We start from the raw sequence: 20033 nt of genomic DNA, 5'->3' as shown, positions 1-20033 counted from the left end.
CATTTGCTTCATTTATTTCTGGAAATGACTATTTTCAGGTGCCAAATTTACGTTTATTGTACGAAAGTTGAAACTTTGGGCGTTATTAACTTTAAATAAAGAAATTCTTTGTTATTTTTACCCAATAATTTCAATAAACTATGAGCTCTTCCTTTGATAATTTTCAAAAACGCCGATTAATTTCCTCCTATTTTTCAGTAGTACTAAGTGTATTCTTAGTTTTATTTCTATTGGGAATTTTAGGTCTTTTTATCATAAATTCTAAAAAATTAGCTAACGATTTCAGAGAAAATATTGCCATGACAGTATTTTTCAAAAATGAAGCTAACGATAGTATTTTGAAAAATTTTGGAACGGAATTAAAAGCAAATCGTTTTGTAAAATCTTACAATTTCGTTGCAAAAGATGCAGCTGCAAAACAGCATACAGATATCATTGGCGAGGACTTTATGACCTTCCTTGGCGAAAACCCACTTCAAAACTCATATGATATTCACTTAAAAGCAGACTACGTAGTTAAGGACAGTATTGCAAAAATTGAAACTAGTTTACGTAAAAATGCTATGGTTTCAGATATTGTTTACGATAAACAATTAGTGAATTTAGTAAATGATAATATCAAAAAAGTAAGTTCTTGGATTTTAATAATCAGCGGATTTCTTGCTATAATCGCCGTTCTACTTATTAATAGTTCACTGCGTTTATCTATTCACTCAAATCGATTTATTATCAAAACGATGCAAATGGTTGGTGCGACAAAGTCTTTCATCAGAAAACCTTTTGTAATGCGAAGTATTAAATTAGGAATGATTGGAGCAGTTTTAGCAGTTTTAGCATTGATAGGAGTACTACTTTATGTACAAAGCAACTTTCCAGGTCTTGGTATATTAGATGATAAAGCTTCTATAGGAATGATTTTACTAGCTGTTTTAGGAGTTGGTGTATTAATTACTTGGTTAAGCACGTATTCTGCAACACAACGATTCTTGAATTTAAGAACTGACGACCTTTATTAAATAATTTAAAAATTAGGAATGAGATTGCTTAATTCCTCTAAATGATATTATGAAAAATAACGAACAGAAATCTGAATTTCTATTTAACAACATAAATTACAAAATTCTACTAGTTGGAATTGCAGTTATCGCTTTAGGATTTATCCTAATGTCAGGCGGCGGAAGTGATGATCCAAATGTTTTTAGTGATGCTATCTTTAATTTCAGAAGAATTAGATTAGCACCAACCACTGTTTTAATAGGTTTTGGGATAACCATTTATGCCATTCTTAAAAATCCAAAAAAAGCATAAATGAATACTTTACAAGCATTTTTAATTGCTATAATAGAAGGATTAACTGAATATCTTCCTATTTCCTCAACTGCACACATGGTTTTTCTTAGTTCTTATTTTGGAATTCAAGAAGATGATTTTGTAAAACTTTTCCAAGTTTCTATTCAATTTGGAGCCATTCTAGCTGTAGTTGCTTTGTACTGGAAGAAATTTTTCGATTTCACTAAATTTAATTTTTATATTAAACTCGTTTGTGCTGTAATCCCAGCTCTAGTATTAGGGAAATTATTTGATGACAAGATCGAAGCCGTTTTAGGAGATCCTATTCCTATTGCTATTGTATTAATTCTAGGCGGAATAATTCTACTTTTTATCGACAGTCGTTTTAAAAACCCAACTGTTGTTAGAGAAGAAGATATTACTATAAAAAAAGCAGTAACTATTGGTTTTTGGCAATGTTTAGCAATGATGCCAGGAACAAGTCGCTCAGCAGCATCAATAATTGGCGGAATGCAACAAGGATTAACGCGTCATGTAGCTGCAGAATTTTCTTTTTTTCTAGCAGTACCTACCATGATGGCAGTTACTTGTTATTCTCTTTTCTTGAAAACCTACGAAACTTCACAAATGAAGGGTTACGAATTGATTTTAAAGTCTAACGAGAACATTCAGTTATTCCTTATTGGCAATGTCGTTGCGTTTATAGTTGCCGTTATCGCAATTAAATTTTTCATTGAAATTATCAAAAAATACGGTTTCAAACCTTGGGGATGGTACCGAATCATTGTTGGTTTATTTCTATTGATTTACTTTTCATATTTTAAATAATTTCCTTTGAATACAGTTGAAGATTATCTTAATGGCCAAATTATACTTATTGACAAACCTTTGAATTGGACTTCTTTTCAGGCAGTTAATAAATTAAAATATGCGCTGATTAACAAACTTGGTCTGCCAAAAAAATTTAAGATTGGTCACGCCGGAACCTTAGATCCTCTAGCAACTGGATTGTTATTAGTGTGCACCGGAAAATTTACTAAAAGAATTACTGAACTTCAAGGTCAAGCAAAAGAATATACTGGAACATTTTATATCGGAGCCACTACTCCATCATATGATTTAGAAACTGAAATTGATCAAATCTATCCTACTTCACACATTGACGAGGATTTGATTCATGAAACAATTAAACAATTTCTTGGCGAAATAGATCAAAAACCGCCTATTTATTCTGCGATAAAAAAAGATGGTGTTCGATTATACGAACACGCGCGTGCTGGAGAAATTATTGAAATTGCGTTCAGAAAGACTACCATTCACGAATTTGAAATAACTAGAATTGCGCTTCCAGAAATCGATTTTAGGGTAGTTTGTAGCAAAGGAACTTATATACGTTCATTAGCGTATGATTTTGGAAAAGCGATGAATTCAGGATCTCATTTAACGGCTTTACGTCGAACAAAAATTGGCGATTACAACGTTATTGACGGAATCGATGTTACCGCTTTTGAAGATAGTTTGACGACGGATGTTTAAAACCCGTAGATTCTTTAAAATTATAATTTTATTTATACTATTAAGTTTTAATGCTTATTCTCAAAGCAACAAATTCATTTATACGCAATTTGACGTTACAATCGCTTTACGTGGAAATCCAGATGCGAATGTCGTAGATGAATACACCCAAAAAAAAGGTTCTTGGTTTGTTCCTGACGGTTTAGGAACAAAACTGGGTTATGGGGTTCATTATAAAAAATGGCTTGGCCTAGGAATTCACAGCGGAATCAATTGGGAATGGACTGACAAATTAGTTGTTGTTCCTGTTTTTGCCAACTTTCGATTAAGTCCACAAGTGGGAGAAGAAAGCAGAATTACTCTACAGTTAGGGCTTGGAAAAGCTATAGCCTTAGGTCGAGGAGATTTGATGGGTGACTACAAAAAAATAAGTCTAGGCCTACAGAATGATGATTTATTACTTTTTATCGAACTGAACCATTATGCTCTGCCTATAAATAAACAAAAATCCTCCGGAAATATAAGTTTAGGAATATCGTTAATCAGTTTTTAAATCAGGCTTGACTACTAAGAAAAACAAAAAACACATTACAAACTCTCTAAAGGAATTTGCAATGTGTTTTTTTTTAGTAAAAAATCAAAGTAGTTTTAATTCATACTCTCCCTTTTTAAATAGATTGAAACATGATTAATAATTTGCTACTTTTTTACCTCCGAATAGCAAATAGGACACGTAATCATAAATTTTTTCGAATAATTTTTTCATAATGATGTTTTTCAAATTGTTAAACAATACTTAAACACCTATAAAAAAGTAAATCAAATAATAGACTTGGTTAGAAATCACTAAGTTATGAAATAATATTTGATTTTAAAAATAAAATACGATCACTACATTGAAATATTAATTTGCTAAAAATAATTGTTTACGACTCTATTTCTAACATCATATCAATTATTTCTTTCTGACTACTCAATCCTTTATCGTGTAAATACCACAGTTGTAAATTAGTTTTTGCGGTTTCGTCAACAACACCAAACTCCTTTTTATAATCTTGTATTAAAGCAATCGCACCTTGAGGTCTTGGCCCCCAATGGCCCATTAATTCTCCTGTTTGTTTATCAACAATAATAACGATTGGAATTGATTTTGATTTATTCGTCAAAAACAAATTCATTAAATCCTCATTCTCATCTCTCAAAACAATTCTTAACTCTATTTTTCCTGATTCTATTGCCATTTTATTAACAACTGGCAACAATTGAGCGGCATCACCGCACCAGCCCTCCGAAATTACCAACCAGATATATTCTCTCTCTAAAGATTTTAGTTTAAGACTATTTTCATCTGTTATTTTCATTGTTTTATCTAAACGATTCATTCTCGTTTCGTTCAGTGTACTGTAATTAGTTAAATCATCCGATTGTTCATTACCTGTTGATTTATTTTCCAATAATAAATCGGAAACTAATTTTCTATATTCTAAATAAGGGTGACTATTAAATAATGCCTTAGCTATTGCAGTTTTCATAATTCAAGATTAATTTTTACAAAGTTACCATAAAAATGAGGTTAAAAGGTGATATTTATCACTTTCAAAGCTACAAAATGAGTAATTTTATACCAAACAAAGATTATGGATTTAAAAACAAAGTCAATAGGACTGATACTTTCTGGTGGCGGTTCTAAAGGTTTGGCACACGCCGGAGTAATTAAGTTTTTAGAAGAACAAAACATCATTCCAGATCGCATAGCTGGAACGAGTGCAGGTTCAATCGTTGGCGCATTATACGCTTGGGGAAAAACACCCGAAGAAATTCTCACCTTCTTTAAATCAATCTATCTTTTTCACTGGAAACACCTCACTTTTAAAAAAGCAGGCTTAATTGACTCCGAATCATTCAAGCATTATTTTTACAGTATTTTTAAAGATGCCGTATTAGGCGAATTAAAAATTCCGTTACAAATTACTGCTACCGATATGGTACGAGGTAAATTAAAAGTTTTTGGTCCAGATACTAAAATCGTTGATGCCATATTAGCTTCTTCTGCCTTTCCTGGAATCATGTCACCGTACGAAATCAAAGGAAATTTATACAGTGATGGAGGCATTTTGAATCATTTTCCAACGGATATCCTACAAGGACACTGCGAAACTCTAATAGGTATCTATGTAAGTCCTATTCAAAAAATTGAAGCAAAAGATTTGAATTCGATAAAAGCAGTTACCACTAGAGCTTTCGACATACTATCAGCAAACTCAAATATGCATAAGTTTAATAATTGTGATTGGGTTATTGAGCCAAAGGATTTGTCGCTTTATAGCACTTTTGAAACTAACAAAATTAAGATGGATGCGGTTTTTAAAATTGGCTATGAAGCCGCAAAAGAATCCTACGAAAAACTTAATTTATAAATTTTAAGGAACACTATTTTTAAAAATCAGAATATGTCTATATTTGCACCAATCAACACAACACAAAATGAAATATAAAAGAATTCTTCTAAAACTAAGTGGTGAAGCCTTAATGGGTGATTTACAATACGGAATTGATCCTAAAAGACTAGATGAATATGCTGATGAAATCAAGCAAATCCACGAGAAAGGAATTGAAATCGCTATTGTTATAGGTGGTGGAAACATTTTTAGAGGAGTTGCTGGAGCAAGTGCAGGAATGGACAGAGTGCAAGGAGATTACATGGGAATGCTTGCAACTGTTATCAACGGAATGGCATTACAAGGCGCATTAGAAGGAAAAGGGATGAAAACCCGTTTACAAACTGCGTTAAAAATGGAGTCTATCGCTGAACCATACATTAAACGAAGAGCAGACCGTCATCTTGAAAAAGGGCGAATTGTAATTTTTGGAGCAGGAACAGGAAATCCTTATTTTACAACAGATACTGCTGCAGTTTTACGTGGAATAGAAATCAATGCTGATGTTATCCTAAAAGGAACAAGAGTAGATGGAGTTTACGATTGTGATCCAGAAAAAAATGCAAGTGCTGTTAAATTTGATTTTATTTCATTTGAAGACGTACTTAAAAAAGGACTTAATGTAATGGACACCACTGCATTTACCTTGAGCCAAGAAAACAAACTACCAATTGTTGTTTTTGACATGAACACTGAAGGGAATCTATTAAAAATTTGCGAAGGACAAAACATAGGAACCGTAGTAAACATTTAATCATTAAATAGATTTAGAATATAAAGAGCTAAAATTTTAAAGAAATGACTGAAGAAATTGAATTTATATTAGATAGTACCAAAGAATCTATGACAGGTTCTGTTGCGCATTTAGAAAAGGAATTTTTGAATATCCGTGCTGGAAAAGCATCTCCGGCAATGCTTGGGAGTGTTTTTGTAGATTATTACGGATCAGCAACTCCACTTTCACAAGTTTCTAAAATTAGCGTTCCTGATGCGAGAACAATTACTTTGCAGCCTTTTGAAAAAAACATGCTACAAGCAATCGAAAAAGCAATTATGATTGCAAATATCGGGTTTAACCCAATGAACAATGGCGATGTAATTATCATTAGTGTTCCCGCATTAACTGAAGAAAGAAGACGTGAACTTGCTAAACAAGCTAAAGTAGAATCTGAGGATGCTAAAGTAGGTATCAGAAACGCTCGTAAAGATGCTAATACTGATATTAAAAAATTAGAAAAAGACGGAACATCTGAAGACATTTGCAAAAGTGCTGAAGAAGAAGTTCAAAACTTAACTAATGCTTTTATCAAAAAAATTGACGAACTGCTAGTTCAAAAAGAAGCTGAAATCATGAAGGTTTAAGCAACTTGAAATAATTAAAAAATCCGTCTTGATAAAACTTAAGTTTTTAAAGACGGATTTTTTTTGCATTTTCAATCACGCAAAAACCTACGTATTTGAAACAAATTTCAGTCCAATTATTGAACTAATTAGTGTTGTGATAAAAAATATTCTCCAGAAATCAGCAGGTTCTTTAAATACAAAAATCCCAACTAACACTGTTCCTACGGCTCCTATTCCAGTCCAAACCGCGTAAGCCGTTCCTATAGGTAGTGTTTGTGTCGCCTTATAAAGCAATAGCATACTTATCGCCAAACATGTTAAAAATCCTAACAACCACAACGTTGATGTCGTACCCGAAGTTTCTTTGGCTTTCCCTAAACAGGTGGCAAAACCAACTTCAAAAAGACCACCAATAATCAATAAAATCCAATTCATATTACTGTTTTAAAATTAAGACTGAAGGTACTTCACTCAGCCAGATTATTCTTGAATCTACTAATTGCTTCCAACTTTCGAGACTAATTAACATTAAATCCTGTTGCTCTAAAAATTCCTTTTCAATTTTTTGACTAGAAATCAAACTTATGTTATTCGGGTATTTCTGCTCTAAAGAATCGAGCGCGCTTTTCATAACAAAATTAGTTTGAAGATGTCCATTTGCATCCAAAATTACAACTTCGGAATTGTTATTAAAAATTAATTTCTGCGCATATTCGATCAAAAATGAATCTTCGGTACGAAAGATTGGGATAAAAACACGTTCGACAGCTTGTAAATCCTTATCGATCAAAATCCCTATTGGCATCTTAGTTTTCGAAATAATCTGCCTTGTTCTTTCATCAAAAGGAGAGTTTTCGAACAAACCTTCCTTTCCGGTAAACTTATCAATCAATCGATCCGGATTAATAATTCTGGTTGTGAATCCAATAACTTTTCCCAGAATAGTTCCTTCAAAAATTGATTTCCCTAAACCAACTAACAACAAGTCGTAATCTCCTTGATTTGCAACTTCAGCAATTTCACTCTCTATATCAACTGCCGCTTTGAAAATTGTCTTTATTTCTTGATTTAATAATTTTGATTGTTCAACAATAGGACGAAAAATAATTTTCTCTTTATCTTCTAAATTAAAAGAATGCACCTCATCACTCAACGACAAGTGCATAACAGTAATACAAGATTCTCCTTTTTGTTTTTTTATAAAACTATTCGCTAATCGCAATAAGGATTTTCCTTTTTCATTATTTCCAAACGAAATTAAGATTCGGTATTTACTAAAATTTGCGGCTTGAATAACTTGATCGCCATCTTTCGTTTTAAAAATAAAATTAATCAAATCTAAAGCTGGACCAGTCATAAATGTTGTTACTAATGCCATGATAACCATCATAGTAAAAACTTCAGGAGTCAACACTTTAAGTTCTAATCCAATGTTTAAAACGATTAATTCCATCAAACCTCTAGTATTCATTAAGGCACCAATTGTTAAACTATCGCGCCAACTTTGTCCAACAAATTTAGCGGCTAAAGCACTTCCTAGAAATTTTCCAGTAACAGCAACTAAAATAATAAATCCAGTTACTTTCCAAAGATATGGATCGTTTAACAATCCAATTTCTGTTTTTAAACCAGTAAAAACGAAAAACAGAGGAAGTAATAAAATTAAAGCAACATCCTCGACTTTTTCAATAAAAATAGATCTAAATTTAGGAACATCTGGCATAATTGCACCAGCCATAAATGCTCCAAAAAGTGCATGAATCCCTATAACCTCGGTTGCGTACGAAGACATAATTAATACTAAGAAAAAGATAGCAACAACAGGTTTACCAATACTCTCTTTTGAACCGTATAAATCACCTATCCTTTTTAAAAATGGTTTAACGATGAAAATCATAACCATCACATACAGTATTGCAAGCGAAATAATATACAAGGAACTAACGAACGTTCCGGCTTTCACAATGGCAATTACAACTGCTAAAATACACCAAGCAGTAATGTCATCTGCGGCAGCACAGGTAATTACTATCGCTCCTAATTTTGTTTTATGAATTCCCCTTTCCTGCACGATTCGAGCTAGAACGGGAAAAGCAGTGATACTTAACGCAATTCCCATAAATAAACTAAAAGAAAGAAACTTCACTCCTTCGGGAGCAAATTGATCATATACAAAATAAGCCAGACCAATTCCCAGCGCAAAAGGGATTACAATACTGGCATGACTAATCACTATTGCTTCATTCGCCTTATTTTTTAAGACTTTCATATATAATTCCATCCCAATTACAAACATGAAAAGAATCAAACCTATCTGACTTAAAAACTTTAAGTTCCCTAAAGATTCTACCGGAAATAGAGCCGCTGAAAATTCTGGAAAATACATACCTAACAAAGAAGGACCTAGTACAATTCCAGCAATAATCTCCCCGATAACGGACGGTTGCCCAATTTTCTTATAATCTCCCCGATAACGGACGGTTGCCCAATTTTCTTAAAAACCCATCCAAAAAAACGAGCAACAAGAATTATAGTTACAATTTGTGCCAAAAGGATAGCTAGAGGATCTTGAAAATTATGCTGCATGGAAGCTAAAAAATCATTCCAAGAACCGTTGCCACTTTCGGGAGTTTCAATAGTTTTACTTGCTTCTAACAACTTGCCTTTACTAATAATCCAATAAATTAAAGCAGAAAAACCACCTGTTACACCGAAATAAAAAGCCGTGTTTTTATATTTTTTCATACACAATTTTCACTAATAATCTCTAATTCAAATACTGACTAAGAGCATCCAAATATATCATTTAAATTCTAATATTTTTCTTAGGTAAAAAAAAAACAACAACAAGAAATAAATTCTAAAATTATAAAAAAAAATACGTCAAAACCAATGACTTAGAGCGGTTTTAACTACCTTTGCACCCTTTAAATATTATTTATGATTAAATGGTTTAGTTTAGGATTTTGGGAACTAGTAGCTCGAATTGTCCTCAGAAACAGAATTTTAATGTTATCCATTCTTGTCGTGATAACAGCTCTTTTAGCATTACAGTGGAAAAACATACAGTTTTCATTTACAGAGGCTAATTTACTTCCGGACGATCATATCGTTAACAAAGAATACAATGCTTTTTTAGATAAATTTGGAGAAGAAGGCAACCTAATTGTTGTTGGCGTAAAAGATGACGCTTTCTTCACACCAAAAGCTTTTGCTGCTTGGAACAAATTAATGTCAGAGATCAAAGTGCAAAAAGAGGTTGACTTAGTAATATCTGTCAACGATCTTAAGCAACTTAAAAAAAATGATAGTCTAAAAACTTTTGAACTCCTGCCTTTTATTGATACCAACAAAGCAAGTAATCCGGAATACTTGAAGAGCATCCAAAAAGACTTGTTTGAAAACATGCCTTTTTATGAAGGATTACTTTTTAATAAAAAGAGTGGTAGCATCCGTTCAGCAATATACTTAGACAAAAAAATAGTTAATACGGCACATCGTAAGGACTATATAGTTAAAGATTTTATCCCAAAAATTGATGCTTTCGAAAAAGAGACTGGTATTGATTTACGCGTTTCCGGAATGCCATACATCCGCACATTGAACGCGCTGAGTATTGTAAACGAAATTAGTTTATTCATTGGTGCCTCATTATTACTTACTTCACTAATATTTTTCTTCTTTTTCCGCTCGTTCAGAGCTACATTAATTGCGATTGTAATTGTAATTATCGGTGTTATGTGGACTTTTGGATTGTTAGGTCTATTTAATTACCAAATTACTGTTCTTACTGCACTTGTCCCAACATTGGTTATCGTGATTGGCATTCCCAATTGTATTTTTCTAACCAATAAATACCAACAAGAATACAGTGCTCATAAAAATAAGGCAAGAGCTTTACAGCGCGTCATTACTAAAGTAGGAACAGCAACTTTAATGACTAATCTAACAACCGCAGCCGGATTTGCAACTTTTATAATCACAAGTAGTCAATTATTAAAGGAGTTTGGTATTATATCATCACTGAGCATTGTGTCACTATTCTTTCTATGCTTAATAGTGATTCCTATTTATTACAGTTACCAACCCGTTCCTAAACAAAAACACTTAGAGCATTTAAATCGTAATTATACTCGCGTATTTATCAACTGGATTGCAAAAACAGTAAAATACAACAGGAAGTACGTATATATCGTTGCCCTAATTATATTTGTAGTAAGTACAGTAGGTGCGCTAAAGATTAAAACTTCTGGAAGTTTAATCGAAGACATGCCTAAGAATACTAGTTTCTACAAAGACATTTTATTTTTCGAAAAAGAATTTGAAGGAATAATGCCGCTTGAGATTACGGTTGATACCAAAAGAAAAAAGGGTGTCATGAATTTGTCTACCTTAAAACGAATGGACGAACTTCAAGAAACTATAGAAGAAATTCCAGAACTTTCTAAGCCTGTATCAATACTAAATTTGGTTAAATATTCAAAACAAGCCTACTATAACGGCAATCCTGAATATTACGACTTACCTACCTCACAAGAGCAAAGTTTTATTTTAAGTTATGCTAAAAATGCTACTAAAAACAGCAAGGATAACTTGATGAAAAGCTATGTGGATAGCACAGGACAAGTAGCTAGAATTACTACTTTTATGCGAGATATTGGCACGGGAAATATGGCTAAAATCGAGAACGAACTTTGGGCGAAAGCTAATAAAGTTTTCCCCAAAGAACGCTACAATGTAGTTATGACTGGTAAAGCATTAGTTTTTGAAAAAGGAACACAGTACTTACTAGACAATTTAGTTACTTCTTTACTATTTGCGGTATTCTTGATTTCGTTATTAATGGTTTTCATGTTCCGTTCTTTCAAAATGGTTGTGGTTTCTTTGATTCCAAATTTACTGCCATTAGTAATTACTGCTGGATTAATGGGCTATTTTGGCATTCCTTTAAAGCCGTCTACCATTTTAGTGTTTAGTATTGCATTCGGACTTTCAGTAGATGATACGATTCACTTTTTAGCACAATATCGTCAGGAGTTAAAGAAAAATAATTGGAAAATTAAAAAATCCGTTTTTGCTACTATTAAGGAATCTGGAATAAGCATGTTTTATACTTCGGTAGTTTTATTTGTTGGTTTTTCTGTATTCATGTTATCTGATTTTGGCGGAACTGTCGCTCTTGGAGGTTTGATTGCAGTAACGCTCGCCTTTGGTATGTTGTCTAACTTGATGTTATTGCCTTGTTTAGTTTTAACACTAAATAAATCTTTAGCTAACAAACAAGAATTTATGGAACCAACTATTGATATTTTAAATAATCCAAATGAAAAGGATCATGAAGATCTGGATATAACCAAATAGAATGTAGCGAAATTGCTTTATAATTTTATGATTGTATTGTGAAATGATAAAAGCACTAAATTGATGTAAGCTGACTTGTATTATTATTTAAATCAATTTAGTGCTGCTCTAAAATAAGCAAATCAGCTATAAACACCTCTATAATACAGCTATATAGCGCCACGCTAACCTATTCCTTTAATTTATACAAATAAACAAACAAGCTTTTAAGTTCTATAAAAGTTGCATTAACAGCTGTTAACTTATTTAAAATAGGCATTCATTCCAAAAGACAATCCAATTACCTTTGCAGAGCGTTAACAAAGTATTTTATTAAAATCAACTTTTTTAAGTGAAGAAGTAGTCTTTTGAAACGTTAAGTAATCAAATTATATAGTATGAACAATAGAAAAAAAATCTTAGGAAGCGCTCTTTTTTTACTCTTCGCTTATTCTGCATCAGCACAATACATAGTAAAATCGAGTGAATTAAATCAAGAAGGCGCATTAGAAATTGCAAAACAAGCCAACTTAGAAGCACAAAAAATCAACAAGAAAGTTTCTGTTGCTGTTTTGAATTCGTCAGGTGTTACTATTTTGTTGCTTAAAGGTGACTCAGTGGGTCCGCATAACACAGAAGCATCACGAAGAAAAGCATACACCTCATTATCTACTAAAACCCCAAGTTTGCAGCTGATGAAGAATGCTGAAGAAAGCAAAGATGCTAAAAATTTGAATACTTTGCCTGAATTGCTGCTATTAGGTGGAGGAACACCAATCTGGAAAGATGGAAATTTGGTAGGAAGCATAGGCGTTTCTGGTGGCGGTGGATCAGAAAACGACAACAACATAGCTATTAAAGCAGTAGAAAATCTAGGTTTTAAAATAAGTCAATAATCTCTAATTAAATTACAATGAAAATAAAAAATCTCTTACTAGTATTATTTCTTGCTACTGCAAGTATTTCATTTGCTCAAGAAGCAAAATACCAACTGTCAAGTCATATTCTTGACATCACACAAGGAAAACCAGCTCCTAATGTTAAAATCACTTTATCAAAACAAGATAAGAATGCAAAGTGGACAAATATCGATGAAAAACTTACGGACAAAAACGGACGTATTGGAGATTTCATTAAGGCAGACGGAAAAGATCATACTGGAATTTATAAGTTAACATTCCACACAGAGCCTTATTTCGAAAAAGCGGGACAGAAATCCTTTTATCCTTTTATCGAAATTGTATTTGAACTGAAAGATAATGAGCATTACCATGTTCCAATCACACTTTCTCCTTTTGGTTACTCCACTTATAGAGGAAATTAAATTGCGAATATTATTGTGAATAAGTGCAATATAACATTGCTGCTTCAATAAAATTGAGAGGATTCAAATCCCGATTAACTTCGGAATTTGAATCCTCTTTTTTTTTGTAAAATCTTTTTTCGCTAACTTTACGAGAGACCAGTTTTTTAATTGAAAACAATTTTACTAAAATAATTCGAATTTGTATGTCAAAAAATTTTGGAGATAATGTCATCGATTTTAACCGCAATCTGATTTTTTCAGAAGCACTTCCAGAAGGCTTTCAAGTAATAAATCCGTATATGGACAATCCTGAAACCATGGACGTAATGATTCAGTTTTATAACAAATTTTATGCTGATTATGAAAAAAGAAAATTCATAGTAGGCATAAACCCTAGTCGTCATGGCGCTGGTGTAACAGGAGTGCCGTTTACAGACACTAAGAGACTGGAAACCATTTGCGGAATCAAAATGGACTCGGCACATACGCACGAAATATCTTCTGTTTTTATGTATGATATGATTCGGGAATATGGCGGTGCTTCAGCTTTTTACAAACAGTTTTATATAAATTCTCCATTTCCGTTAGCTATTGTTCAAAAAACAAAAGAAGGAAAATGGCTTAATGCTAATTACTATGATGATAATAAGTTGTTTGAAATGGTTAAAGATTTCATGATTTTAACGCTAAAAAAACATATCAGTTTAGGATTAGACACTTCTGAAGTATATGTACTAGGAAAGAAAAATGCGATATTCATTCAGAAATTAAATAAAGAGGCGCATTTATTTGACCAATTGAAAGTATTAGAACATCCACGTTATATCCAGCAATACAAATCAAAAGAGAAACAACTTTATATTGACAAGTATATCTTAACCTTAAATAAGATATTATGAAACCACATGTAACTTATACTATAGGACATTCAACTCACAAAATTGAAGTTTTCATAGCAATTTTACAATCTTTTGACATTAAAACTATCGTGGACATACGCCGATTTCCTGGCTCTCGCAAATTTCCACAATTTGATCAACATAATTTAAAAATAGCGTTAGAGGCAGTGGGAATACAATACGTTTCCATGCTTGAATTAGGCGGACGAAGAAAACCTAATAATGATTCTAAAAACACGATTTGGAAAAATGAATCTTTTAGAGGCTACGCGGATTATATGGAAACTGCTGTATTTGCAACTGCTATTATCAAATTAGAAGAAATCGCTTTACAGCAAACCACAGCTTACATGTGTTCTGAAGCGCTGTGGTGGAGATGCCATCGCTCGATGGTTTCTGATTATTTAAAAGTAAAAGGATGGAACATATTGCACATTATGGGAATCAATAAAGTTCAAAAACATAAATATACAGCACCAGCAAGAATTGTAAATGGAGAACTACTTTACGCTGAGCAGCATTAATATTTTTATTTTTGGCTGTAGCCAAAAATATTCCGGTTAATTAAAAATTAGTTTATAAAAACCACATTCAAAATAGGTGATAAAGTAAGCGGGAGCTGCAACTAGAACAATCATTAAAATACACACCAATGATTTTATTTATAAAGGGTATATTCATCACGCCAATGAAGAAGAACTGCAATATAAAATAAAAAGCAGCAAGAAGGATCATATTGCAACACACAAAAGGAACGTATTAAACCAAGAATTAATGCCTACTAAAACTATAAAATCGCCCTAATTCTTAAATATAGCTTAACAAGGATATTGAAAATTGCCAATGAATTGTTAATAGCACTAACGGATCAAGTAAAGGTTTTGAAATCACTATTATTTAATCTATCTTAGCCTTTAGCAAAAAGCAACACAATGAACAATACCTATTTTTTATATAAAAAATCTCACAAGTTGGGTCTTGTTATGTCTTTGCAGTATAAACAAGACGATGCTTTTTTAAAGAGCTCAAAAGAGTTTATATCTTAAACCCTGTCGCTACCCAAGACAGGGACTACTTTACTATTCAATTTATCTTTATAAAATAACGCATCAATCTTTTGATGAAGTTTTTCATGGTCAAATCTCATCTTTCAATAGTGTGGGTGTTTGATATTTGGGTTTAATAAAACTTCCTAAAGAATTGCAATAAAACAAAACAAAATGTCAAAAAGTTTAATTTTAACTACAGGAATATATGATATGATTAAGGATCATGTTAAAAGAAAAAAAGCAACTCCAATTCAAGAGGCGACTTTACTTGCGCAACTTAAAAGTGCAAAACAAGTAACTAGAAAAGAGCTTCCGGAAGATGTTGTGAATATTGATACTCGTGCAACAGTAAAATATCTTGATAATAATGAAGAAGAAGTTTTTACATTTGTAGCACCAGACAAGGCTAAAAGAAGAAACAATACGGAGTCTATCATGTCAACAATGGGACTTGCATTAGTAGGATACCAAGCTGGGGACAAACTTACTTGGTCATTTGAAGAAGGTGAAAAAGAAATCGAACTACTTAAAGTAGAGAGAATCTAATTTCTAGCTCTTTTTCAATTCCAGATTACCCAAAAAAAACAGTTTCAAATTTAATGTTGAAACTGTTTTTTTTTGTTTTAAAATTATAACTTGTTTTACTTTAATTTTTACTTCATAATTAAATCCCATAAAAGCACCCTAGATTAGTGAGATGCTTTTAGCATGAGAATTGGAGCAGTTTATATTGAGAAAACAGATAACCACAAAAAAAAACAATTTCCTACAAAATAGCCGAATTCCTGCCACGACATAGCCCCGTTAGTAGCGACATCCCCCGCTTTTGGGTGGGGATATAGCGAATAGCGGGAAATAGCTCCTGATTACATCAATTCCCAACTTAAAAATAGAAACAAATCAATTATATTTGCAGTTAAATTACAAGACAATTTTTAATATCAACTATACACATAAAATGAGACATACAAAGGTTAAAGACTTACTAAACAGCACCTCGACACTTCATGAAGTAAATGCAAAAGGATGGGTGAGAACTTTTAGAAATAATCAATTTATTGCGTTAAACGATGGCTCAACCATTGACAATATTCAATGTGTGGTAGATTTTGAGAACACGCCAGACGAAACCTTGAAGAGAATTACCACTGGAGCGGCAATATCTGTAACAGGAACTTTGATTGAAAGCAAAGGTGCAGGACAAAAATTTGAGATTCAAGTAGCAAAATTAGAAATCCTTGGAGATTCGGATGCGGAGAAATTCCCTATTCAACCCAAGAACAAACCTAGTCTTGATTTCTTGCGTGAAAATGCGCATTTAAGAGTGCGTACTAATATTTTTGGAGCGATTATGAGAGTGCGTTCCGTATTGTCATACGCAGTGCATGGTTATTTTCAACAAAAAGGATTTGTCTATGTAAATACGCCAATCATTACAGGATCTGATGCGGAAGGCGCTGGTGAAATGTTTAAAGTTACGGCTTTACCATTTGACGGAACACCTAGAACCGAAGATGGTAAAGTAGATTACAAACAAGATTTTTTTGGAAAAGAAACCAACTTGACGGTTTCTGGACAATTAGAAGGCGAAACTTTTGCTATGGCTTTGGGTCAAATTTATACTTTTGGACCAACATTTAGAGCTGAAAACTCAAATACTTCTCGTCACCTTGCGGAATTTTGGATGATTGAGCCAGAAGTGGCTTTCAATGATTTGAATGACAACATGGACTTAGCTGAAGATTTTATTCAGTACGTGATTAAATACACAATTGATAAGTGTCCTGAGGATTTAAAATTCTTAGAAGGTCGTTTATTAGATGAAGAAAAATCAAAACCAGCCGCGGAAAGAAGCGAAATGGCACTTTTGGAAAAATTAAATTTTGTTTTAGATAACAATTTCAAACGTGTTTCTTACACTGAAGCGATTGATATATTAAGAGATTGTACGCCAAATAAAAAGAAAAAATTCAACTACATCATCAACGAATGGGGAGCTGATTTGCAATCTGAACACGAGCGTTATTTAGTTGAAAAACACTTTAAATGCCCAGTAATCCTGTTTGATTATCCTGCTAATATCAAGGCATTTTACATGCGTTTGAACGAAGACGGAAAAACAGTTCGCGCGATGGATATCCTTTTCCCAGGAATTGGCGAAATCGTAGGAGGTTCTCAAAGAGAAGAACGTTTTGATGTTTTGGTTGAAAAAATGAAAGCATTAGGAATTGACGAAGAAGAACTATGGTGGTATTTAGACACTAGACGTTTTGGTTCAGCAGTTCACTCTGGTTTTGGACTTGGATTCGAGAGATTGGTACTTTTTGTTACTGGAATGACTAATATTAGAGATGTAATTCCTTTCCCTAGAACACCACAAAACGCTGAATTTTAAAAATTTGTTTCTAGTTTTAAGGTTTAAAGTTGTTTAAATTTTCTGCGACCTTAAACCTTAAATCTTAAACTTTTTAAACAATAAAAATGCTAAAGCAATTCTTAAATTTAAAATTATCACAGAAATTATCTCCTCAACAAATTCAGTTGATGAAGCTAATTCAATTGCCTACGCAAGCTTTTGAGCAACGCTTATTAGAAGAAATGAACGAAAATCCTGCTTTAGAAGCTGGAAAAGAGGAAGATGAATTCGAAAATGACGAGTTTGAAAACGAAGATTACGATGATTATGATGACGCCGAATCAGAGCGAATTGACGCCGAAGACATTAACATAGATGAATATCTAAGTAACGACGAAACTCCAGATTATAAAACGCAAACCAATAATTATAGTGACGACGATGAAGATCGCGAAACACCTTTTGCGGCACCAGTAAGTTTTCACCAGGATTTAATCAATCAATTGAACACATTCATATTGAATGATGAAGAGCGTGAAATTGCAGAATTTCTAGTAGGAAGCATCGACGATATGGGATACATTCGTCGCAGCGTGGCTGACATGGTAGATGACATGGCATTTACTCAAGGTATTTACACCGATGAGAAAATGGTCGAAAAAATGATGCAAGTCATTCATGAATTGGAACCTTCAGGTGTTGGAGCACGTGATTTACAAGAATGTTTATTGCTGCAATTAAAGCATAAAACTCCAACAGAATATGTAGAACTTGCTACTGATATCATCGAAAATCAATTTGATGCTTTTACGAAAAAACATTACGATAAGTTAATTCAAAAATACAGTGTTTCAAACGAACAACTTAAAAAGGCGGTTCACGAAATAGAAAAACTAAATCCAAAACCAGGTGGCGCATTTACTGGAAATAATAAAATTACCGAAAATGTAGTTCCTGATTTTGCTATTAGAATTGTAGATGGTGAATTAGAACTTACCTTAAATGGCAGAAATGCTCCTACTCTACACGTTTCCAAAGATTATCAGGAAATGATGCAGACTTATAAGGATTCACGTGATAAATCAGCACAGCAAAAAGATGCAGTTCAGTTTATTAAGCAAAAATTAGACTCGGCTAAATGGTTTATCGATGCGATACGACAACGTCAAGAAACACTTTTTGTAACGATGAATGCAATTATGCATTATCAAGAAGAATATTTCTTAGATGGCGACGAAACTAAACTGAAACCAATGATCCTAAAAGACATTGCCGATATGGTAGGCCTTGACATTTCGACAATTTCACGTGTAGCCAATAGTAAATATGTAGAAACGCCCTACGGCACAAAACTAATTAAGGAATTTTTCTCAGAATCAATGAAAAACGATCAAGGAGAAGATGTTTCTACTTTAGAAATTAAAAAAATTCTGCAGAATACTATAGAAGAAGAAGACAAGAAAAAACCTCTTCCAGATGATCAATTAGCAGATATTCTAAAAGAAAAAGGCTATCCTATTGCTCGAAGAACAATTGCTAAATACAGAGAACAACTTGATATTCCTGTGGCTAGAATGAGGAAGAAGATATAAATTATTTGCAAACCCGACAGATTTTAAAAACTTGTCGGGTTTATTGTTTGTATCTATAGCAGGGTGATCATTTACAACATTCAAAGAAGAACATTAATTTGGTCTCTCTTTCCTTTGGAGAGGGCTTGAGTGAGGATTATTTCTCTGAATCTTTACGCATTGCATGATAATAAGCGGCACGACTTAAAGGCTCGTATTCTTCGGTTTCACCAAGCATTACAAGTTTGTCACTATTGTTTTTTCTATGACTGTAATTAGCAAGATTTCCAGTCTGAGTACAAACAGCGTGGACTTTAGTTACATATTCGGCAGTAGCCATAAGCGCAGGCATTGGTCCAAAAGGATTCCCTTTAAAATCCATATCTAAACCAGCAACAATAACGCGAATACCCTGATTAGCTAAATCGTTACAAATTTTCACGATTTCGTCATCAAAAAACTGCGCTTCATCAATACCAACTACATCGCAACCTTGTGCCAAAATAGCAATATTTGCAGCAGCAGGAACTGGTGTCGAACGAATTTCGTTAGCATCATGCGACACAACCATCTCTTCGTCATAGCGCGTGTCGATTGCTGGTTTGAAAATTTCTACTTTTTGCTTTGCAAATTGTGCTCTTTTCAATCGGCGAATCAGCTCTTCGGTTTTACCCGAAAACATAGACCCACAAATGACTTCGATCCAACCAAATTGCTCTTTATGATTTACTGTATTTTCGAGAAACATTTTATATTTTTCTAACTTAAAAAATGATTAGTTTTTATTACTTTGTGCTAGAGAATCCGACTTAAAAATTTTATACTTTTACGTCGTTTCAAAAGTATGACATTTTTATTAAAAGGTCACTTCTTCCGCATGCTAAAATAGTACCTTGGAAGAAATATATTCAAAAAAAACAGCCTA

General features: G+C 33.0%; 19 protein-coding genes and 1 pseudogene. 16 read left to right on the top strand and 4 right to left on the bottom strand.

What is annotated here, in order from left to right; all coding sequences use genetic code 11:
• Positions 1 to 140 precede the first annotated feature (140 nt).
• The 5 genes from LNP27_RS05410 to LNP27_RS05390 are packed head-to-tail and all read left to right on the top strand — an operon-like array spanning position 141 to position 3358.
• Positions 141 to 1016, top strand: coding sequence for a cell division protein FtsX (locus LNP27_RS05410; RefSeq protein WP_229943564.1), 876 nt, complete (start codon positions 141 to 143; stop codon positions 1014 to 1016).
• Positions 1017 to 1065: 49 nt separating this feature from the next.
• Positions 1066 to 1308, top strand: coding sequence for a DUF3098 domain-containing protein (locus LNP27_RS05405; RefSeq protein WP_229943562.1), 243 nt, complete (start codon positions 1066 to 1068; stop codon positions 1306 to 1308).
• Positions 1309 to 2118 carry an undecaprenyl-diphosphate phosphatase gene (locus LNP27_RS05400; protein WP_229943560.1) on the top strand — a complete coding sequence of 270 codons (810 nt, stop codon included), beginning with the start codon at positions 1309 to 1311 and terminating at the stop codon, positions 2116 to 2118.
• Positions 2119 to 2124: 6 nt separating this feature from the next.
• A complete protein-coding gene (gene truB / locus LNP27_RS05395) occupies positions 2125 to 2826 on the top strand; it encodes a tRNA pseudouridine(55) synthase TruB (protein WP_229943558.1) in 702 nt (233 codons plus the stop codon).
• Positions 2819 to 3358 carry a hypothetical protein gene (locus LNP27_RS05390; protein WP_229943556.1) on the top strand — a complete coding sequence of 180 codons (540 nt, stop codon included), beginning with the start codon at positions 2819 to 2821 and terminating at the stop codon, positions 3356 to 3358. The genes truB and LNP27_RS05390 overlap by 8 nt, the downstream gene beginning before the upstream one ends.
• A 373-nt stretch (positions 3359 to 3731) precedes the next feature.
• Here LNP27_RS05390 and LNP27_RS05385 read toward each other — a convergent pair whose 3' ends face one another.
• A complete protein-coding gene (locus LNP27_RS05385; RefSeq protein ID WP_229943555.1) occupies positions 3732 to 4337 on the bottom strand; it encodes a thioredoxin family protein in 606 nt (201 codons plus the stop codon).
• Between the two features lie 105 nt (positions 4338 to 4442).
• On the opposite strand from LNP27_RS05385, the gene LNP27_RS05380 reads away from it, so the two are divergent.
• From LNP27_RS05380 to frr, 3 genes are all read left to right on the top strand, one after another.
• The gene (locus LNP27_RS05380; protein WP_229943553.1) at positions 4443 to 5222 is read left to right on the top strand and encodes a patatin-like phospholipase family protein; all 780 of its coding nucleotides are present in this window, start codon (positions 4443 to 4445) and stop codon (positions 5220 to 5222) included.
• Positions 5223 to 5289: 67 nt separating this feature from the next.
• The gene (gene pyrH, locus LNP27_RS05375; RefSeq protein ID WP_229943551.1) at positions 5290 to 5997 is read left to right on the top strand and encodes a UMP kinase; all 708 of its coding nucleotides are present in this window, start codon (positions 5290 to 5292) and stop codon (positions 5995 to 5997) included.
• Positions 5998 to 6041: 44 nt separating this feature from the next.
• Positions 6042 to 6605, top strand: a complete 564-nt coding sequence (gene frr / locus LNP27_RS05370; RefSeq protein WP_229943550.1) for a ribosome recycling factor — start codon at positions 6042 to 6044, stop codon at positions 6603 to 6605.
• An 87-nt stretch (positions 6606 to 6692) separates the two neighbouring features.
• On the opposite strand, the gene LNP27_RS05365 is transcribed toward frr, so the two are convergent.
• Entirely contained in the window at positions 6693 to 7022 is a 330-nt protein-coding gene (locus LNP27_RS05365; RefSeq protein ID WP_229943549.1) for a DMT family transporter, read from the bottom strand.
• Position 7023: 1 nt separating this feature from the next.
• Positions 7024 to 9332: pseudogene (locus LNP27_RS05360) on the bottom strand (cation:proton antiporter domain-containing protein).
• Positions 9333 to 9527: 195 nt separating this feature from the next.
• Between LNP27_RS05360 and LNP27_RS05355 the strand changes: the two are divergent.
• The 8 genes from LNP27_RS05355 to rpoN all read left to right on the top strand — a co-directional run bounded on the left by LNP27_RS05355 (position 9528) and on the right by rpoN (position 19129).
• Entirely contained in the window at positions 9528 to 11948 is a 2421-nt protein-coding gene (locus LNP27_RS05355; RefSeq protein ID WP_229943547.1) for an efflux RND transporter permease subunit, read from the top strand.
• 377 nt (positions 11949 to 12325) lie between these two features.
• Positions 12326 to 12823, top strand: a complete 498-nt coding sequence (locus LNP27_RS05350; protein WP_229943545.1) for a GlcG/HbpS family heme-binding protein — start codon at positions 12326 to 12328, stop codon at positions 12821 to 12823.
• Between the two features lie 17 nt (positions 12824 to 12840).
• Positions 12841 to 13251 (top strand): hydroxyisourate hydrolase, encoded by a 411-nt coding sequence (gene uraH, locus LNP27_RS05345; RefSeq protein ID WP_229943543.1) that lies wholly within the window; start codon positions 12841 to 12843, stop codon positions 13249 to 13251.
• Between the two features lie 185 nt (positions 13252 to 13436).
• Positions 13437 to 14132, top strand: a complete 696-nt coding sequence (locus LNP27_RS05340; protein ID WP_229943538.1) for an SMUG2 DNA glycosylase family protein — start codon at positions 13437 to 13439, stop codon at positions 14130 to 14132.
• Entirely contained in the window at positions 14129 to 14656 is a 528-nt protein-coding gene (locus LNP27_RS05335; protein ID WP_229943537.1) for a DUF488 domain-containing protein, read from the top strand. The genes LNP27_RS05340 and LNP27_RS05335 overlap by 4 nt, the downstream gene beginning before the upstream one ends.
• 696 nt (positions 14657 to 15352) lie before the next feature.
• Positions 15353 to 15727 (top strand): GreA/GreB family elongation factor, encoded by a 375-nt coding sequence (locus LNP27_RS05330; RefSeq protein ID WP_229943536.1) that lies wholly within the window; start codon positions 15353 to 15355, stop codon positions 15725 to 15727.
• A 412-nt stretch (positions 15728 to 16139) separates the two neighbouring features.
• Entirely contained in the window at positions 16140 to 17576 is a 1437-nt protein-coding gene (asnS, locus tag LNP27_RS05325) for an asparagine--tRNA ligase (protein ID WP_229943534.1), read from the top strand.
• 86 nt (positions 17577 to 17662) lie between these two features.
• The gene (gene rpoN / locus LNP27_RS05320) at positions 17663 to 19129 is read left to right on the top strand and encodes an RNA polymerase factor sigma-54 (RefSeq protein ID WP_229943533.1); all 1467 of its coding nucleotides are present in this window, start codon (positions 17663 to 17665) and stop codon (positions 19127 to 19129) included.
• Between the two features lie 136 nt (positions 19130 to 19265).
• Here the strand turns inward: rpoN and LNP27_RS05315 are convergent, their stop codons facing one another.
• Complete coding sequence (locus tag LNP27_RS05315) at positions 19266 to 19856, bottom strand: thymidine kinase (protein ID WP_229943532.1); 591 nt, start codon at positions 19854 to 19856, stop codon at positions 19266 to 19268.
• Between the last annotated feature and the right edge of the window lie 177 nt (positions 19857 to 20033).

It is taken from the genome of Flavobacterium galactosidilyticum (genome assembly GCF_020911945.1).
Classification (GTDB): Bacteria; Bacteroidota; Bacteroidia; order Flavobacteriales; family Flavobacteriaceae; genus Flavobacterium; species Flavobacterium galactosidilyticum.
The sequence above is the reverse complement of the archived record's forward strand: the minus strand, read 5'-3'. Positions and strand labels throughout refer to the sequence as shown.

Coding starts and splice junctions, on each gene's coding strand:
- LNP27_RS05380 (WP_229943553.1), top strand. CDS start 4,443: ATGGATTTAAAAACAAAGTCAATAGGACTGATACTTTCTGGTGGCGGT.
- LNP27_RS05350 (WP_229943545.1), top strand. CDS start 12,326: ATGAACAATAGAAAAAAAATCTTAGGAAGCGCTCTTTTTTTACTCTTC.
- LNP27_RS05365 (WP_229943549.1), bottom strand. CDS start 7,022: ATGAATTGGATTTTATTGATTATTGGTGGTCTTTTTGAAGTTGGTTTT.
- rpoN (WP_229943533.1), top strand. CDS start 17,663: ATGCTAAAGCAATTCTTAAATTTAAAATTATCACAGAAATTATCTCCT.
- LNP27_RS05355 (WP_229943547.1), top strand. CDS start 9,528: ATGATTAAATGGTTTAGTTTAGGATTTTGGGAACTAGTAGCTCGAATT.
- LNP27_RS05315 (WP_229943532.1), bottom strand. CDS start 19,856: ATGTTTCTCGAAAATACAGTAAATCATAAAGAGCAATTTGGTTGGATC.
- pyrH (WP_229943551.1), top strand. CDS start 5,290: ATGAAATATAAAAGAATTCTTCTAAAACTAAGTGGTGAAGCCTTAATG.
- LNP27_RS05405 (WP_229943562.1), top strand. CDS start 1,066: ATGAAAAATAACGAACAGAAATCTGAATTTCTATTTAACAACATAAAT.
- LNP27_RS05385 (WP_229943555.1), bottom strand. CDS start 4,337: ATGAAAACTGCAATAGCTAAGGCATTATTTAATAGTCACCCTTATTTA.
- frr (WP_229943550.1), top strand. CDS start 6,042: ATGACTGAAGAAATTGAATTTATATTAGATAGTACCAAAGAATCTATG.
- LNP27_RS05390 (WP_229943556.1), top strand. CDS start 2,819: ATGTTTAAAACCCGTAGATTCTTTAAAATTATAATTTTATTTATACTA.
- LNP27_RS05330 (WP_229943536.1), top strand. CDS start 15,353: ATGTCAAAAAGTTTAATTTTAACTACAGGAATATATGATATGATTAAG.
- asnS (WP_229943534.1), top strand. CDS start 16,140: ATGAGACATACAAAGGTTAAAGACTTACTAAACAGCACCTCGACACTT.
- uraH (WP_229943543.1), top strand. CDS start 12,841: ATGAAAATAAAAAATCTCTTACTAGTATTATTTCTTGCTACTGCAAGT.
- LNP27_RS05335 (WP_229943537.1), top strand. CDS start 14,129: ATGAAACCACATGTAACTTATACTATAGGACATTCAACTCACAAAATT.
- LNP27_RS05400 (WP_229943560.1), top strand. CDS start 1,309: ATGAATACTTTACAAGCATTTTTAATTGCTATAATAGAAGGATTAACT.
- LNP27_RS05340 (WP_229943538.1), top strand. CDS start 13,437: ATGTCAAAAAATTTTGGAGATAATGTCATCGATTTTAACCGCAATCTG.
- LNP27_RS05410 (WP_229943564.1), top strand. CDS start 141: ATGAGCTCTTCCTTTGATAATTTTCAAAAACGCCGATTAATTTCCTCC.